This is a genomic window from Erwinia sp. TECH1, assembly GCF_054057575.1.
In genome coordinates this window covers 1-18,092 of sequence record NZ_JBSRZK010000002.1, presented here as the reverse complement: position 1 = coordinate 18,092, position 18,092 = coordinate 1, and the positions used below count along the sequence as shown (strand labels likewise).

At 56.3% G+C, this 18,092-nt stretch carries 13 protein-coding genes; 6 read left to right on the top strand and 7 right to left on the bottom strand.

All coding sequences use genetic code 11. The features are described 5' to 3' along the window. Window positions 1-80: 80 nt before the first annotated feature. Complete coding sequence (locus ACVWZ0_RS21830) at window positions 81-3,176, bottom strand: efflux RND transporter permease subunit (RefSeq protein WP_253461372.1); 3,096 nt, start codon at window positions 3,174-3,176, stop codon at window positions 81-83. Further along, window positions 3,173-4,279, bottom strand: a complete 1,107-nt coding sequence (locus ACVWZ0_RS21825; protein WP_253461374.1) for an efflux RND transporter periplasmic adaptor subunit — start codon at window positions 4,277-4,279, stop codon at window positions 3,173-3,175. The genes ACVWZ0_RS21830 and ACVWZ0_RS21825 overlap by 4 nt, the downstream gene beginning before the upstream one ends. Before the next feature lie 354 nt (window positions 4,280-4,633). Here ACVWZ0_RS21825 and ACVWZ0_RS21820 point away from each other — a divergent pair, with 354 nt between their 5' ends. Both ACVWZ0_RS21820 and ACVWZ0_RS21815 read left to right on the top strand, forming a co-directional pair. Continuing rightward, window positions 4,634-5,011 (top strand): hypothetical protein, encoded by a 378-nt coding sequence (locus ACVWZ0_RS21820; RefSeq protein ID WP_253461375.1) that lies wholly within the window; start codon window positions 4,634-4,636, stop codon window positions 5,009-5,011. Window positions 5,012-5,741: 730 nt separating this feature from the next. Continuing rightward, on the top strand, window positions 5,742-6,356 hold the full coding sequence (locus ACVWZ0_RS21815) for a response regulator transcription factor (RefSeq protein WP_253461377.1): 615 nt from the start codon (window positions 5,742-5,744) through the stop codon (window positions 6,354-6,356). Between the two features lie 52 nt (window positions 6,357-6,408). Here ACVWZ0_RS21815 and ACVWZ0_RS21810 read toward each other — a convergent pair whose 3' ends face one another. Genes ACVWZ0_RS21810 through ACVWZ0_RS21790 form a run of 5 tightly spaced genes read right to left on the bottom strand, consistent with a single transcriptional unit; the run spans window position 6,409 to window position 13,651 of the window. Next, the gene (locus ACVWZ0_RS21810) at window positions 6,409-11,970 is read right to left on the bottom strand and encodes an ATP-binding sensor histidine kinase (protein ID WP_253461379.1); all 5,562 of its coding nucleotides are present in this window, start codon (window positions 11,968-11,970) and stop codon (window positions 6,409-6,411) included. After that, window positions 11,967-12,353 (bottom strand): response regulator, encoded by a 387-nt coding sequence (locus ACVWZ0_RS21805; RefSeq protein ID WP_253461381.1) that lies wholly within the window; start codon window positions 12,351-12,353, stop codon window positions 11,967-11,969. Before ACVWZ0_RS21805 ends, ACVWZ0_RS21810 begins: the two co-directional genes overlap by 4 nt. Window positions 12,354-12,405: 52 nt before the next feature. Continuing rightward, entirely contained in the window at window positions 12,406-12,651 is a 246-nt protein-coding gene (locus ACVWZ0_RS21800) for a DUF1427 family protein (RefSeq protein WP_253461383.1), read from the bottom strand. Between the two features lies 1 nt (window position 12,652). Further along, window positions 12,653-12,904: a DUF1427 family protein gene (locus ACVWZ0_RS21795; RefSeq protein WP_253461385.1), complete on the bottom strand. Its 252-nt coding sequence runs from the start codon at window positions 12,902-12,904 to the stop codon at window positions 12,653-12,655. 54 nt (window positions 12,905-12,958) lie between these two features. After that, on the bottom strand, window positions 12,959-13,651 hold the full coding sequence (locus ACVWZ0_RS21790) for a hydrolase (RefSeq protein ID WP_253461387.1): 693 nt from the start codon (window positions 13,649-13,651) through the stop codon (window positions 12,959-12,961). Window positions 13,652-13,954: 303 nt separating this feature from the next. On the opposite strand from ACVWZ0_RS21790, the gene ACVWZ0_RS21785 reads away from it, so the two are divergent. The 4 genes from ACVWZ0_RS21785 to ACVWZ0_RS21770 all read left to right on the top strand — a co-directional run. Continuing rightward, window positions 13,955-15,832, top strand: a complete 1,878-nt coding sequence (locus ACVWZ0_RS21785) for an amidohydrolase (RefSeq protein WP_253461389.1) — start codon at window positions 13,955-13,957, stop codon at window positions 15,830-15,832. Between the two features lie 2 nt (window positions 15,833-15,834). Next, the gene (locus ACVWZ0_RS21780) at window positions 15,835-16,260 is read left to right on the top strand and encodes a DoxX family membrane protein (protein WP_437177825.1); all 426 of its coding nucleotides are present in this window, start codon (window positions 15,835-15,837) and stop codon (window positions 16,258-16,260) included. After that, window positions 16,247-17,875, top strand: coding sequence for an MFS transporter (locus tag ACVWZ0_RS21775; protein WP_253461391.1), 1,629 nt, complete (start codon window positions 16,247-16,249; stop codon window positions 17,873-17,875). The genes ACVWZ0_RS21780 and ACVWZ0_RS21775 overlap by 14 nt, the downstream gene beginning before the upstream one ends. 37 nt (window positions 17,876-17,912) lie before the next feature. Beyond that, window positions 17,913-18,092 (top strand): alpha/beta fold hydrolase (locus tag ACVWZ0_RS21770; protein ID WP_456784789.1); only part of this gene is annotated, 180 nt, incomplete at its 3' end.

The following is an 18,092-nucleotide window of genomic DNA, read 5'->3' as shown; positions in this document are numbered from 1 at the left end:
GCCACAGGTTAAACCTCCTCACTCAATTCGATATAGTAAAGGGCGTGATCCCTTCTTCAGAGATCACGCCTGATTAAGCGCTATGGTCGCTTCAAGGCTTCTTCGTCAGCAGAGGTCGGTTTATCAGGACGAATGTTGAACCAGATTGCGTACATAGCGGGCAGGAACACCAGCGTGATGATGGTGCCGCCCAACGTACCGCCAATCAGCGTATAGGCCAGCGTTCCCCAGAACACGGAATGCGTCAGCGGAATAAATGCCAGAATGGCAGCCATTGCCGTCAGTAACACCGGGCGGGCGCGCTGTACCGTTGCCTCCACCACCGCATCAAAAGGTGCCAGCCCTTCCTGCTCATTATGGTGGATCTGTCCTGTCAGGATCAGGGTGTTACGCATCAGGATGCCCGACAGGGCAATCAGTCCAACCAGTGCATTAATGCCAAACGGCTGGTTAAAGAGCAGCAGCGTGGGCACTACGCCGACCAGTCCCAGCGGCGCGGTAAGAAAGACCATCACCATCGCTGACATCGACCGCACCTGCAAAATGATGATTAGCAGCGTCATGGCGATCATAATCGGGAACAGCGGCGCCATCGCTTTCGTCGCTTTACCGGATTCTTCAATCGATCCCGCCTGCTCAATGCGGTATCCGGCCGGAAGCTTATCGATGACCGGCCGCAACGCTTTCATCATTGCCGTAGAAACATCCGGCGGCTGCAGGTTGTCGGCGATATCTCCCCTTACGGTAATGGTCGGAGTACGATCGCGACGGCGCAGAACAGGATCTTCCATTCGTACCTCAACCTCGCCTGCCTGAGAGAGCGGAATGCGCTGGCCGGAAGCCCCCACTAAGGTAAAGCCCGCTATTTTTGCCGGATCGAGCCGGATATCACCTGCAGCCCGTCCCATCACCTGCACCGAACGGATATCCTCCCGCACAGAGGTGATCGGAACCCCTGAAAGCAGAAACTGAAGCTGCTGCGCAACCGCGTTTGTTGTCAGCCCTACCGCCTGAAGGCGGTCCTGATTAAGCGTGAAATGCAGCGTCGGTACCCGTGGCCCCCAGTCGGTGTTGACGGTTCTCATCATCGGGCTGGCCTGCATCACCTTCTCTACCTTATCTGCAATTTCACGCAGGGTGGCGGGATCCGGCCCCATAACCCGGTAGGCCACCGGATAAGGTGAATACGGACCGAACACCAGTTGCGTCACGCGTACGCGCGCCTCAGGCGCCAGACCGCCGGCTGCCGCTTCGCGCAGGCGGAACTTAAGCGCCTCACGTGCATCCTGGCTGTCCGTCAGCACGACAATTTTCGCAAACGACGGATCGGGAAGCTCGGGCGCCATGGCCAGATAAAACCGCGGCGGCCCCTGCCCGATGTAGGAGGTGACGATTTTTGTCTCTTTCTGCTTTCTCAGCCAGGCTTCAATTTTCGCCGTGGTGGCGCTGGTCTCCTCAACAGAGGTGCCATAAGGCATCTGAACCTCAATCAGCACCTCCGGGCGATCGGAAGTGGGGAAAAACTGTTTTTTCACCAGCCCCATCCCGAGAACAGCAACGGCAAAGAGGGCAATAACGGTGCCGGCCACCAGCCATTTTTGCGCGATAACGCGGGTCAGCACCCGTCGAAAGCGGTTGTAATGACGGGTGTTGTAAAGGGCCGTATGCCCTCCCTCTACCGTTTTGATTTGCGGCAGCATCTTCACGCCCAGATAAGGCGTAAACACCACCGCCACAACCCAGGAAGCAATAAGGGCGATACCTACAATCCAGAACATATTGCTGGTGTATTCACCTGCTGTGGACTGTGCAAAACCGTTAGGCATAAAACCAACGGCGGTAACCAGCGTGCCGGCGAGCATCGGGGCGGCTGTGTGGCTCCAGGCATAGGCCGAGGCTTTGATCCGGTCATAGCCCTCTTCCATTTTCACCACCATCATTTCAATGGCGATGATGGCATCATCAACCAGCAACCCGAGCGCAAGGATCAGCGACCCCAGGGTGATACGGTCAAAGTTTTTGCCGGAAGCCTCCATCACCATGAAGACAATAGCCAGCGTTAACGGCACGGCGGCCGCGACCACAATGCCCACGCGCCATCCCATACTGACGAAGCACACCACCATGACCACCAGCAGCGCGACAAAAAATTTGATCATGAACTCATCAACAGCGGAGCTGATGTTGACTGACTGATCGGTGACCTTGGTCAAGGTCATGCCGAGCGGCATACCCTCATTGATTTTGGCCGTTTCAGCATCCAGCGCGCTCCCCAAATCCAGGCCGTTCCAGCCGTCCCGCATGATGATGCCCAGCAGCAATGCCGGTTCACCCTGATTACGGATCAGGAAAGTCGCCGGATCTTCATAGCCACGCTCAACGGTTGCGACGTCAGAAAGTTTCAGGGTTCTGCCCTGCGCAACGATGGGTGTTTCCCGAATTTTTTCCAGTTTATCGAAAGCGCCATCAAGGCGGATAAAGACCTGCGGTCCCTGGGTATCAATTGAACCGGCGGGTGTCAGTACGTTCTGGCTGTTGAGGGCGGAGAAAATATCCTGAGGAGAAATACTCAGCGTGGCCAGCCGGTCGTGGGAGAACGAGACAAAGATACGTTCAGCCTGCTCCCCGATAATATTGACTTTCTTGACCCCTGGGACATGCAGAAGACGCTGGCGCAACGATTCCGCATCGCGGACCAGCAGTCGCTGTGGTTCCCCTTTTGCCTTCAGCGCAAAGAGCGCAAAGGTCACATCGGAAAATTCATCATTAACCATCGGCCCGATAACGCCAGCCGGCAGGTTTTTGGTCTCATCACCCAGCTTTTTACGCGCCTGATAGAATTCTTCCTGCACCTGTGAAGGCGGCGTACTGTCCTGCAGTGACAGCGTGGTAAAAGCCAGTCCGGGACGCGTGTAGGTTTCACTCCGGTCATACCACCTGAGCTCCTGCATGCGCTTTTCAAGCGGTTCGACAACCTGATCCTGCATTTCCTGCGCGGTAGCGCCCGGCCAGGCAGAGATAATCGTCATCTGCTTGACGGTAAAAGGGGGATCTTCAGCCCGCCCCAGTTCAAAAAATGAGAGAACGCCCGCAACCGTAATCAGGATGATAAGGAACAGTGTGATTGAGCGCTCACGAACCGCAAGCGCTGAAAGATTGAATCTCCCCTCGCTCATAGCTGGCTCCCGGCGACGCGGGTATCGCTTTGTTCCATGCGGACGGCCTCACCGTCGTGCAGCAAATGCGCACCCAAAGCAACCACCTGCTCGCCTGGCCTGAGGCTACCCGTTATCTTTGCAGCATCGTCAGCCAAACCCAGCACCTGAACGGACCGCCATGACACTTTGGCGGGCTTACCTGAAATACTCCAGACACCCGGCCCTTTTCCTGGATCATAGATTGCCGCTAAAGGTACCTGCATCACCTGCCGGGCTGCTTTATCTTCTGCAATATGGAGCGTAACGGTAGAACCCAGCGGTGCGCCTGCCAGCATCCCTTCCAGCACATATCTAGCCTCAAAGGTGCGCGTCACGGGATCGGCCGCATCGGAGAGCTGGCGCAGCTTCGCAGGAGACGACTGTTTTCCTCCAGCGTATAACGTTGCATTAGCCTCGCTTCCGGGAGCCGGGCGTAACGTCTCGGGCAGCTGCACAACCGCTTCGCGCTGGCCTGCTCTGGCCAGCCTGACCACAGGCTGCCCTGCACTGACGACCTGGCCCGGCTCGGCCAGCGTATCCATGACCACGCCATCGGCGTCGGCCAGCAGCACGGCATAACCCGTTGCGTTTTGTGCCACTCTGGCCTGTGCCTGAGCCGCACTGAGCTCAGCTTTTGCCGTATCCGCTGCGGCTTTTATCTGGTCGTAGGCCGATGCCGATACGGCGCCTGTAGCGACCAGGCCACGATAACGCGCCTCATCATCAGCCGCCTGTCTGGCACGAGCCTGTGCAGCCGCGACGGTCTGAAGCTGAGCCTGTGCCTGCAGACGCAGGTCAACGGGATCCAGACGCATCAAGGGCTGGCCACGCTTAACGGTCTGGCCGGTATCAACCAGGCGTTCAAGGATCTTTCCCTGAACTCTGAAACCAAGGTCGCTTTGAACGCGTGCGACAACAACGCCGGTAAATGCGCGGGAGGTATCGACAGCACTCACTACGGTTACGGCTCTGACCAAAGGGGGCTGAGTACGTGGATCGCTGGCGTCGGAAGGCTCGCCGCAGGCCACAAGGGCAAGCGGCAACAGGCATACGGCAAAGGTGGCATGTTTAAGCCTGTGCATGGGTTCCCTTTTTGATTTAACAGGACGGTGACGGCATTCTCAGACTAGTGACTATTAATGTCAATAGTCACAAAATCAGGGGGCAGGCTTCTCAGTATCAGTGATGGCGGGAGCGCAGCAGCAGCCGGCGTCTTTTCCGGCTGAACCGGACAGATATAAGGCCGCATGACCGGATATATTGCATGTGCAGCCTCGTCCGGCAGCGTTATTCGTTAAAAATCTCCCGCCTGCCGCCCGTTAGCCATGATGCGCTCATTCAGTGGCCGCAGACGTGCTCAGTGTTTGCAATGCGGGCGCCTGACAGAAGATATTACCCACCGATTGCTACTCAACGGATTAAGGATTACGTGGAATATGCAGACTATAAGGATCCTGCCAGCCTGGGTGAGCTGGCGAAAAATTTTATTGTTCTGGCATTTCAAACCGGAGGGACTGGTAATTCTTGCGCAGATGCAGGCTCTGATACCCTGGCATAACGCCTCTGATTTCCTTAATCACAAAGCCGCTACTTATCCCGAAAGTCAGGCAGAGAATAAATTTCTTTGCAGGACTGGCGGGATCACAATTAAGACGTTTAATGAAGATATAAAACCCTTCACGGATTTTCTCGTCGGGGCTTCTCAGCCATCGGCTAAAAGAGATGAAACGGTTCAGGCCCTGGCCGGCAGCCATGGGTTCTGGAAGCATGATTTCAGCATTGCAGAAGACAGCAAAACACATGAGCCCTTTTAATTATTACCCGGGGTCCGGGGCTTTATCTTCCGGTTAAAATTTATGCAATGAACAAAAAGAGGTGGCAGAGGTAATTCTTTACGCCTTTAATATCAAAACCAGGTGCGAAAAAGGCATTAAAAATAAAACTACTTGTGACGATACAGGATTTTAAACAGGCCTCGAACGTACCAGCAGGACGGAAATACCATCAGCGATTTGTAGAATTCATGGTTATTTTCCGTTCCTGCTGTTCAGTCAGGCCGGGGTTAAATTACGCCAGCGTATCTTACGGCTGGCCTGTTTTTTTCTGGTATTGTGCCATTAAATATTTCTGCTATTTCGGAAAGATAGCAAATGAGCATCATGTTCGCTTTCCGTGATGGTTCCCGTTCCGCTGCTGGAGACAGTTGCACCAGTAGTCAGGCCCAACAAGGCCATACCGGGATTATCTCATTACGCTACTCTGGCAGGCTTTTTTCAGGATTGCCCATCACCATTGCGACGACCAGCCGTACCGCATCTTATAGCGAATAGCGTTTCCGCCTGTGGCAGTGAATTAAGCAGTAATGCCTGTAAACCCTACAGCAATGTACTTTACGGCTACATTTATGCACCGCGTAGCGACAGGCAATAAGGAAAAACCTGAATCGAAACGAACTATAAGTAAGGCTGATTCTACGGTTCATCATTTCATGTTATGTTGCATTGCCTGCAAAAACAGAATTCGTAAGAATCAAAATGGATCTCTATGGATAAAACAATTTATCTTGTCGACGACGATGAATCCGTCATTAGCTCGCTGCAAAATCTTCTCAGGTCGGAAGGCTATCTGATCTCGGCCTTTACCCGCCCGTCAGATTTCCTTGAGCAGAGAGATTATCCTACGCCTTGTTGTCTGATAGTGGATTTGAATATGCCCGGATTTGACGGTTTTGATGTTTCCGTACACCTTACCGCTCGCGGCCATGTTATCCCCACCATTTTCCTGACCGGCTACGGCACTATTCCGCTCACGGTCAGGGCAATGAAGGCCGGCGCGTTTGAATTCCTGACCAAGCCCGTTATGCCGGACGATTTACTGCGGGTGGTTGCTGACGCGCTTGCGCTGTCTGAAAAAAGCGCGGTTATCTCCCAGGAAAAGCTGGAAATTACCGGTCGATACGCTTCGCTTACTCCCCGTGAAAAAGAGCTGATGCAGTTTGTTCTTCTGGGGCTGCTGAATAAACAGATTGCCGCGGAAATGGGCATCAGTGAAATAACGGCAAAAGTGCATAAGCGCAGGGTAATGGAGAAAATGAAAGTCCGGTCGGTCTCAGAACTTGTCAGAACGGCGGAAAAGCTGGGGCTGCTGCAGGAGATGTAGTCATCCCGGCCCTCTTAAGACGCTCCCGCACGGGGCGGGAGAATATTGAGGCTTACACAACCCCCTCAACCGGCAGGGTAAACCAGAACAGACACCCGCCATCCAGGCGGTTTTCCGCCCGTAGTTCTCCTCCGTGGCGTTTAATTATCTCTTTGCTGATAGTCAGCCCCATTCCCATTCCTTCCGCTTTCGTGGTGTAAAAAGAATCGAAAATCTTTCCTGTTACTTCTTCAGACAGGCCGATTCCGTTATCGGCAACCTCAATACGGATAAGATCGCTGGCGGGATGGGAAGAGGCGATCCGTAAAGTACGCGCGCCGGCATTATTGGCCATCGCTTCAATAGCGTTGATAACCAGGTTAAGCAATACCTGCTGAATTTGTACGCTCTCGCAAAAAACCTCGTCATTTCTGGCAGTCAGATCCAGCTCCAGGGAGACGAAACGGCGTTCAAGCTCGAGCCGGGAGAGAACAATAATGTCTCGCGTAAGGCGATGCATTTTTGCTGGCGCAAACTTTGCAACCTGATTACGTGTGAGCCCCTGAAGACCGTGAATAATATCACCGGCCCTGCGGCCTTCACGGATGATTTCATCAAGGCTTTTGCTGGCGTTTTCCAGATTAGCGGGGTCGCGTTTAAGCCACCGCTGGCTGGCACCGGCGTTGGCCACGATAGACATCAGCGGCTGGTTGATTTCATGTGCGATAGAAGAGGTTAGTTGCCCAACGGTGGTTGCGCGTGCGACGCGCGCCAGTTCCGCCTGAGCGATCCTGACCGCATCCTCTGACTGGCGCTGTGCGGTAATATCCGTAAGCGTGCCGAAATACTCCGCTACTTCCGGCCAGTTTTCATTCGGCTCGCCGATCCCTTTAATGTAACGGCACTCCCCATCATCGCGGACAATCCGAAACTCTGCCTGCATGGTAACGCCCTCACGCACGCTGGTTTCGATCAGCTCTCTGAGGCAGGCAATATCATCCGGATGTACGCGCCGCTGGAACTCGGCCATGGAGGTCGCGACCTGCTCCGCAGGCAGCCCCATGATGCGTTTATATTCATCAGAGATGTACTGGATATCGGGCTCCAGATGCCAGTGCCAGGTGCCGGTATGGCTGATTTTTTCCCCGAGCATCAGCGAGGTCTGGCTGGCGCGAAGCTGCTTTTCAATTTTGCGGCGCTGAATGTTTTCATCGACCAGTTCAGCGTACAGACGGGCCGTTTCCAGCGATACCGCAGCCTGTGCCCCGAGCATGGCAACGATCCTTGAGTGATCGGCGGTGAACACGTCGGGCATTAACCGATTTTCCAGATAAAGCACGCCTACCATCTGCGCCTGTCTGAACATCGGTACGCACATGACCGCCGCGCCGGACGCCACCAGATAGTTATCCTGGCTGAACGGGCTGAACACTTCTGGCTTACCGGTACGGATTTCCTGGCCGGTACGGATCACGGCAGAAAGCACCGAAAGCGGAAGGTCGGTTGCTACGGGCAGCTCCCGCACGATTTTAACCTTAACCCCTTCCGTGGTCGTGGAGGCTCTTGCCTGAATCTCGGGCACATTGCCGTCAATCAGGCGGATCAGCATGCAATGCTGCGCCCCGGCACGCTCCACCAGCATCATCATCAGGATATGGATAAGCCGATCCAGATTGATTTCTTCTGTGAGGGCCCGCATTACGGTCACCATGCTCTGCAAATCGCTTGTGACCGCACTCTGCTCAAAAGATACGGTGCTCAGCGCAGTCCGGGACGTGTGGCTGGCGAGGGCCGGATACTGCGCTTCCAGCTGGCGAACTTTGGCGCCTGCTCCCCAATGCTCCCAGGCCGCCATGGCGCCTTTAATATAGGCATCACCGGCAAACGCCATCTCCCGGGCATACGCCATACGCGCGGCCAGTTCGCAGGCAAGGCCGTTGATATGATGAAATTGCCCCTCATGGGATAGCGTGATAGCTCGTTCAAACTGCTCCGATGCCCGCGCCGTTTCACCTTCAAGGCGAAGCAGCTCCGCGCGCAGCAGCGCCTCCTTGTCTGAAAACGTTTTCGCGTTTTCATTTGACCATGTCACGATCCTGTCGAGGTGCTTCCCTAACTGTAGCCGTAACGCGTCGGTCACAGAGCCGGAGCTGAGCGGTATCGTGACCGAAAGCGCGCTGTAAAGATGAAAATCGAGCATATGCACATGCCCCGGGATCAGCGCGGTAAACGCCTCGGCCTCTTTAAACCACCGTTGTGCGTCGGCGTATTCGTTCGCAAAAAAATGCGCCATCGCTTTATAAAGACGCAACCAGAACTGCATCAGATACATGGGTTCAACGGCATTTTCAGGTTTAACCACCGCCAGCACCGGCGTGACGAAATGATTACCGGTGAAGAGGCCGTCCCTGGGCTTACGCAGAAAAAGAACGTAGTCCAGCTGCATCCCGAGGATCACTTCAACGTCTTTATACTGCGCCTTTCTGACAAACAGCAGTCCGCGCGTAATTGACGTATGCACCCCGTCAAGATGGTCGCCGCGGGCAAGATAGTTCATGATGAGATGGCGCAACGCCAGGCAGGCAGATGTGCGATCGCCCGTTTCCACCCCAACGTCGAAAGCGGCTTTTGCCCGTTCAATGGCATAGGTCAGCGGCATCGTCCAGACGCTGACCTGATCCAGCGGCAGCAGCGTACGGGCTTTAAAACTGACGAAGTCATGCTTATAGACCAGCTCCCGCGCCAGAAGCGTGCTGGCAAAGCCACGACTGTATTCATCATAGCGATCGCCACACACCACTCCGTACCAGGAGAGGGCCAGCGTCGAAGCTCCGCTCAGGCCGTGCGCCATCGACAAATGCAGCAGCCTGCACAGGATTATAAAATGCAGCCGCGGATTAATGAAGGCGGCAAAGGTGCTGGCGCTGGCCAGCAGATCCATCACGGCTTCCGTGTTTTTGCAGGTAACCAGCGGCAGAGAACGGAAACGGGTATAGGGATTTTTCCCTACGTCCTCCTTCAGGACGATCCTTGCTTCATCACACTCTTCCTGAGCCGGGTTGCGGTTCAGCTGGATGCCAAACACCGCAAGCCAGGCGAGCGCCGTTTCCAGCGCAAGCTTGCTGTCCGACTGGCGCATATGAATTTCGGCAATCAGGCAGGCGGCCTCCGCTTTGTCCGCGACTTCACCAGGCGAAGCGTGGATCGCCGCGCTTAATTTCAGCGCGGCTGGCAGATTACCGTTCAGGAACTCACACTCCGCTTCTTCAAGCAAAAATTCGCCGCTTTCTGCCTTACCCGCGCCCTGGTTAAGCAAACGAGCGGTTTGCAGGTAACGCAGCGCTGAAATATAGTCGCCCATGGTTTTGGCGCGCCTGCCGGCTTTAAGCAGCAGCTGACAGAACCGCGCTGCATCTGGCGTAAGAAGAGAAAGCGTTTTGACAGCAAGCAGATGATGCGCCGCCCGGAAAAGCAAAGCGTTGGTAACATCAAGGCTGGATTCGTGAATGTAATAAAGCGCAGCAGCGCAATGGAAGCTGTCTTTATCTTCATCGTTCAGAAGATTAAGCGCCGCCTCGTGCATGGTGTCATGCATAAAGGCATATCCCGCCTCATTCAGCGTTATCAGCCGGGCCGTGACGGCCGGCAGAAGCGTTCGTTCTATTTCCGAAACGGGAACAGTGATAATCCTGCTCAACACGTCCAGCCCGCCAGCGCTGCCCAGCGACGCCAGCCTGCCCAGAAGATGCCGGGTCGGCAGCGGCAACGAGGTCAGATGCCGCAATACGCTGGCTGCAACGTTCGCCGTATAGTGGCAGTTTCTGAGGGCCTGCGGATCGCAGCTCCATTTTAATGGCGCATGATGGGTAATCAGCCCGTCCCGAACGGCCTGACGAAAAAATTCTCGGGTAGCGAGCGGATTACCGGCCGTTTTTTCGTGGATCACCCGGGCCAGTTCGCTCGTTGCCGAGCTGCGGGTATGAAAAAGTCCCGCAAGCCAGTCGGCGATGTTTTTTTCGGAAAGCGGTTCCGGCGTGATATCGGTAATGCGGACCGCACAGGCCCGTATACGATTCAGGTTGCCGGCGATGGTAGGACAGGGCAGCGAGACGCTGTCACGATAGGTAATCACCAGCAGCAGGGGAATATCTTCGCTTAAGCTCAGCAGATTCTGTAACAGGAGCAGCGTAGCCCGATCGGCCCAGTGCACATCGTCGATAAGCATGACCAGCGGCCGCCCGGAAGCCGTAAACGCCTTGACCAGGCTGCAGGCTACAAGATTGAAGCGATCTTTTGCATCAAGGGGATGCGAGTGCATCTGAACGGCGGCTTTCTGGTTGAGAAGGATGCCCAGCTCGGGAACCAGGTTAACAGCCAGGCCGGCATATTCTCCCAGCAGGCGCATAATGTGGGTTTTCCAGCGCGTCATTTCCTGGGTGGGAAGGCCCAGCACATGGAGAGCCAGCGTCCTGAATGCGGCAGTAAAAACGGCATAAGGCAGGACAGGCGAATGCTGGTCTGCCTTCACGACGGTAAGCAGCGCTTTCTTATGGCGTAGTAATTTCAGCGCAGATCCGATTAGCGACGATTTCCCTGCGCCGGGCACCCCGCTTATCGCCACCAGACTGTGCTTGCCGCTGCTGCTGACCTCATCAAAAGCCGCCAGAATATCGGTTGCCTGCGGATGATCTGTACACAGGCTATCGGGTGAATAGTCCGCCGGCTGTGAATCCTGTAGCCCCAGCGTAAAAGATGCAATCATGCCGCCCGGCATCAGCGTGGCCGCACACCGGCCGAGATCGGCGAGGACGCCCTCAGCCGTCTGATAACGGTATTCCGGCGATTTGGCCAGCAGCCTGAGAATAATTGATGACAGAATAAGCGGCACGTCAGGACGAATAAGGTGGGGCGGTAACGCTTCCGAGGCAATATGGTGATGCACCCATTCGGCGTGCCTGCCTTCAGCGCTGCCGTAGGGCAGCCTGCCGGTCAGCAACTCATAAAGCACGATCCCCAGACTGTACAGGTCGCTTACCCGACTGACGGGATGGGCAGAGCGGGAAGTGTGTTCCGGGGACATGTACGCCAGCGTTCCACCTGCCACCGGCAGACGAGGATGCTGAAGTAGATCGTTGTCGATGAATGACAGCCCGAACCCGCCAAGATAAACGGTTCCGTCATCGTTATAAAAAAAGTTTGCCGGCTTGATGTCGCCGTGCACCAGCCCCTGCTGATGCATGCTGCCCAGCGTATGGCAGAGCATTGCGGCGCTGCCAAGAAAGTCGGGAATGCCGCCGGGCGGCATACACAGCATATCCGCCAGGGTACGATAATTAAACGTCCTGTAGATCAACGCATAGCGGCCCTTAAAAAGGGTATGCCGCTGGGGCTTCAAAGCCCAGCTTTCCGCCAGGCTGGCGCGAAGGGCATACTCGTTTTTAAGCAGCTGTGTGACGTGGAAAACCGCCTCTTCACTGGCTGCCGTGGCCAGCACAAAGGTTTCGCCGGTGGTGGCGTGTCGGCACAAAAGCCAGTCGATATTGCCCTCCTGCGCCAGCTGGCTAAAAGCAATATCCTCTGACAGCATCACTTCATCGCTTTCTGCGGCATTCAACTCCTGCGGATCCATACTCATTGAGGGGCAGCCTTTGAGGAGAACTCCTGACGGATGTGTTCAAACAACGTATCAATTTCGATGGGCTTTGGCAAAAACGCGATGGCGCCCAGATGAACCGCATACCGCAGCATGTTTTCATCGCCGCTGCCGGAAATGATAATACCCGGCGGCTTTTCCAGCCGCCGGGTAAGATTGATAAAAAGCTCAAAACCATCCATGCCCTGCAGTTGCACATCGATAATAAAAAGCGCGGCAGTCGCCATCGCTGCTTCATCGCCAAGAAGAGATTCTGCCGACTCGAAGGCATCGGTAAGATAACCTTCAGACTGAAGCAGGTTGGTCAGGCCATTGCGGACAGAACGTTCATCATCGACGACGACGATGCGCTGCGGCAGCTGCATGCTATGTTCCTTTATAAAGCTAAGGCCTTGGTGAGGCGCTTCCCTGGAAGGTTTAGTCGCCCGAAGACGGTGGGTTGTCGCCAATTTTATGGTGATACTCATGGCGAAACCAGCGCAGGTTAACGGGCTGACGGCTAAGCAGACGTTTTATCAACGGGATAATATGTTCGCCGATCTGCATGCCTGCCAGGCCTGCCAGCGCAACGAACGGCGGCGCCGGAGAGCTCACGTCCAGAACGGCGTAAATAACGCCTGCCAGAACGCCGACCGCCAGCGAAACAGAATAGGTCTTTAACATATCAGCCTGCCTGTTTTGCGATAAGGGATGGCGATACCGGGCTTTTCTCGGTGACGGCCTGGATGTGTAAGCCAGAGGGTGCCCGGGCTATTGGTACATTGTTCAGCAGCTTTCCGCCCAGCGTGCTGCCGATGACCATGCCCAACAACCCGACAAGCGCCACGGCAGGCGGAGCAGGAGAGCGGACTTTGAGCAGCGAATAAACCAGCCCGATCAGCGCGCCCGCGCCCAGAGAAATGATTAAAGGACTCACAGATCCTCCTTTCCAGGATAGCCGGCCAGCCCGGTAAGGGGCCAGCCGGATCGATTAACGTACCGGTGCGTGTACTGGCGCCAGGGTACGGTGCTCGCTCTTCTGACGAGAAGGCGCTTTGTGCACCATGGTGTAGGCGTAGTCGACGCCGATGCCGTAAGCGCCTGAATGCTCTTTGGCAATGTCCATAACGGCGTTGTAAGTGTCTTTGTGCGCCCAGTCACGCTGCCACTCCAGCATCACCTGCTGCCAGGTCACCGGGATCACGCCAGCCTGGATCATGCGCTGCATCGCATAGTCGTGCGCTTCTTTAGTGGTGCCGCCGGAGGCATCAGCCACCATATAAATTTCGTAATCGCCTTCCAGCATGGCGCACAGCGCAAAAGTGTTGTTACAGACTTCGGTCCACAGGCCGGAAACCACAATCTTCTGCTTGCCGTTGGCCGCCAGCGCATCACGAACTTTCTGGTCATCCCATGAGTTCATTGAGGTGCGCTCAAGAATGTCCTGGCCCGGCAGCGCGTCCAGCAGTTCCGGGAAGGTATGGCCGGAGAAGCTTTCGGTCTCAACGGTGGTCAGTACGGTCGGAATGTTGAAAACTTTGGCCGCTTTAGCCAGCGCAACGACGTTGTTTTTCAGCACCTGACGATCGATTGACTGGACGCCAAAGGCCATCTGGGGCTGCTGGTCGATAAAGATAATCTGGCAGTTCTGCGGCGTCAGTACTTCAAGTTTACGGTTAGTCATATTTTGGCCCATTGAGGTGAGTGTTCCGAAGGAAATACGGCGGTTAATCAACGGCCCTGAAAACGTTATCAAATGCCGTCTTTACGCCGGGTAACTGTCTGCTCGCAGTGTAAGAACCTTTTTATTTTCAAACTATTATCTATAGGTATAACTATACGAACGTATACTTATCCCTTTGTATAACTAGACGCTCTCCTGGCCTCCTGAACATAATCCTGCCATCCCACCAGCCTGCTTTACGGCAGGAAAATTCTCTGTCCGCAGTGGTTACCGCCGCTTCGGCACTCTCATTCAGGAGCTTTTATGGTTACCCTTGGTAAAGCCGACGTCATTCTCACTAACGGCCGATTTCACACCGTCGATCGCGAAAATCCTGTTGCCGATGCCGTGGCCATCCGCGACGGTAAGTTTCTGGAAGCAGGCAGCCTGGCGGAAGTCATGCAGCATCACTGCGAAGGCACCAAAGTCATCGACCTGAAGGGCCACGTTGCCGTGCCGGGCCTGAACGACTCGCATCTGCACCTGATCCGCGGCGGCCTGAACTACAACCTTGAGCTGCGTTGGGAAGGCGTGCCTTCCGTTTTTGACGCGCTTCGTATGCTTAAAGAGCAGGCGCTGCGCACGCCGTCGCCTCAGTGGGTACGCGTAATAGGCGGCTGGACCGAGTTCCAGTTTGCCGAGCGCCGCATGCCAACGCTGGATGAAATTAACGAAGCGGCGCCCGATACGCCGGTATTCGTTCTGCACCTGTATGACCGCGCGCTGCTCAACCGCGCCGCGCTAAAAGTCGTGGGCTATACCAAAGAGACGCCGAACCCGCCGGGCGGTGAGATCCAACGCGACAGCAACGGTAACCCGACAGGGATGCTGATCGCCCGCCCTAACGCCATGATCCTTTACGCCACGCTGGCAAAAGGGCCAAAGCTGCCTTTAGAGCAGCAGGTAAACTCAACCCGCCAGTTTATGCGTGAGCTGAACCGGCTTGGCCTCACCAGCGCTATCGATGCGGGCGGCGGTTTCCAGAACTATCCGGAAGATTATGCAGTGATCGCCGAGCTGCATGAGAAGCAGCAGATGACCATTCGCATCGCCTATAACCTTTTCACTCAGCGTCCGGGACACGAGCTGGAGGATTTTGAAAAGTGGACGGACATGCTTACGCCGGGCCAGGGCAGCGACTATTTCCGCCACAACGGCGCGGGTGAAATGCTGGTTTTCTCTGCGGCCGACTTCGAAGACTTCCTGGAGCCGCGCCCGGATCTGGCGCCGGGCATGGAGGATGAGCTGGAGCGCGTGGTTCGTCATCTGGTGGAGCACCGCTGGCCGTTCCGCCTGCATGCCACCTATGACGAGTCGATCGGCCGCATGCTGGACGTCTTCGAGAAGGTCAACCGCGACATTCCGTTTAATGGCCTGCACTGGTTCTTCGACCATGCCGAAACCGTCACCCAACGCAATATTGACCGTATTAAGGAGCTGGGCGGCGGTATCGCGGTACAGCATCGCATGGCGTTCCAGGGAGAATACTTTGCCGAACGTTACGGCATCGAGGCTACCCGGCATACGCCGCCGGTGGCGCGCATGCTGGAAACCGGCGTGCCGGTCGGTCTTGGCACCGACGCCACGCGCGTCGCCAGCTATAACCCCTGGACCGCGCTCTACTGGCTGGTCTCTGGCCGCACCGTGGGCGGGATGCAGATGTATGACGTCAATGCCCGGCTGGATCGCGACACCGCATTAATGTTGTGGACACAGGGCAGCGCCTGGTTTTCTAACGAACAGAATAAAAAAGGCCAGATCAAAGCCGGCCAGCTGGCCGACCTGGTGGTACTGAGCAAGGATTACTTCAGCGTGCCGGATGAAGAGATCAAGGGCATTGAGTCGGTACTGACCGTAGTCGATGGCAAAATCGTTTACGCTGCCGGCGCTTTCAGCAGCGAAGCGCCGCCGTCGATACCGGTATTGCCCGAATGGTCGCCGGTGGTAAAGGTGCCGGGCCACTATCGCAGCGCGCCGCCAGCCACGACAGCGCGTGTGGGAATGCAGCAGATGCCTCATCAGTGCAGCGGCCCGTGCGGCGTGCACAGCCACTCGCACGGTATCGCCCGTGGCGCTAACCTGCCGGTATCCGAGGAAAACGCCTTCTGGGGCGCGCTCGGCTGCAGCTGCTTTGCGTTCTGATAATGATGAAACCTTTATTTTCTCAGCCGCCCCGCATCGATGCGGGGCTGTTCTTCCTGCGCCTTACCGGCTGCCTGCTGTTGCTGTATGTACACGGCCTGCCAAAGGTATTCCATTTCAGCGAAGAACTGACGCGTATCGAGGATCCCTTTGGCCTCGGTCCTTATATGAGCCTGCTGCCGGCTATTTTTGCCGAAGTGATTTGCCCGCTATTTATCCTGGCCGGCGTATTCACACTCCCTGCCTGCCTGGCCGTTATCGGCGTGCTGCTGGTCGCCATGGTGTTTGTTCATCCTGACTGGAGCATAGCGGAAGGTCAGTTTGGCTGGCTGCTGTTGATTATCTTCACCACGCTGGCCATAACCGGCCCGGGACGGTGGCGGCTCGGTGGCGGTACGCGAAGAGAGGTACGTTATGGCGCAGGTTAACGATATTAACGATGTGACCGGGAGCGAGGAGATCGCTCCCGCTCCGGCGATCGCGTCCCCCTGGCAGCCGCTGCGTCAGCCGGTGTTTCGCATGCTGTGGCTCGCCACGGTTGTCTCCAATATTGGCTCATGGATGAACGATGTGGGCGTCAACTGGACTATGCTGACGCTCAGCGCCGATCCGCTGAGCGTGGCGCTGGTTCAGGCGGCAAGCAGCCTGCCTATGTTCCTGTTCGCGCTGCCTTCCGGCGTGCTGGCCGACATTATCGATCGCCGTAAATACCTGCTGTTTTCTCAGCTCTGGATATTCATCGCGGCAGCGGGTCTGACAGTGCTTTCGTTTACAGGGCACGTCACCCCACTGGTGCTGCTGATCGCTGCCTTCTTGATGAGCATGGGCGCCGCCATGAGTTCGCCGCCTTTTCAGGCCATCGTGCCGGATCTGGTGAAAAAGGCGGAGCTGGGGCCGGCTATCGCGCTGAACTCGCTGGGTATTAACATCAGCCGCGCCATCGGCCCGGCGCTCGGCGGGCTGATCCTGTCTTTTGCGGGGCCGTGGATGGTGTTCCTGCTCAACGCCCTCTCCGTGCTGGGCGTCGCCTGGGTGCTTTACCGCTGGAAAGAATCCCCCAACGTGCAGCGCCTGCCGCCGGAGCATTTTTTTTCGGCGGTGCGCGCGGGCCTGCGCTACGTGCATGCTGCGCCGGTGCTGCGTAACGTGCTGGTCCGCACCGTGGCGTTTTTTGTGTTTGGCAGCGCCGGTTGGGCTTTGCTGCCGCTGGTTGCCCGTCGCGAACTCGGTCTGGGACCCGGCGGCTACGGCATTATGCTGGCCTTTATCGGCGTAGGCGCCATCTGCGGGGCGGTGCTGCTGCCTCGCCTGCGCAAGCATTTCAGCGCCGATCGGCTGATGGTGCTGGCCAGCCTGCTGTTTGCCATGACCCTGCTGGCGCTGGCGTTTATCCGCCATTTCTGGCTGCTCAACGCCTTTGAGTTCTTTACCGGCTTTGCCTGGATCACCGTGCTCTCCACCCTGAATCTGGGGGCGCAGCGCAGTGCGGCAAGATGGGTTAAAGCGCGTGCGCTGGCGGTTTATCTGACCGTGTTCTTTGGCTCGATGACCGTGGGCAGCGCGGTCTGGGGGCAGCTGGCTTCGCGCTACGGCATTCCGCTTTCGCTGTGCACCGCAACGCTGGGGATGGTGCTGGCCAGCCTTACCGTGCTGCGCTGGCGACTGGATAAGGATCCGGATCTGAATCTGGACGTCAGTGAGCTCAGCGAGCCGGTTCCGGCGCTGAACATTCATCACGATCGCGGGCCGGTCAGGGTGAGCTACGAATATCAGATCCGCGCAGAAGACGCGCACGCGTTTACGGTCTGTATGCAGGACATGAGGCGCGTTCGCCGTCGCGGCGGCGCCATAAACTGGGCGCTTTATGAAGATATCTTCCAGCCCGGCATTTTCGTTGAAACCTTTGTGGTCGGATCCTGGATGGAGCAACTGCGGCAGCTTGAGCGCTACACCATGAACGATCGCAAAATTCAGAGCCGTGTTTACGCATTTCACCAGGCCGAACAGACGCCCGTTGTACGGTATCTGATTGCGCCTGAATAACCGCTGCTTTTTCATTCAACATCGCAAGGAAAAGACAATGAGCACGATTAAAACTGCTGACGGTACGCAAATTTACTTTAAAGACTGGGGCAAGGGTAAGCCGGTGCTGTTCAGTCACGGCTGGCCGCTGGACGCGGATATGTGGGACAACCAGCTGAACTTTCTGGCTGAAAACGGCTATCGCGTCATCGCTTTCGATCGCCGCGGCTTTGGCCGT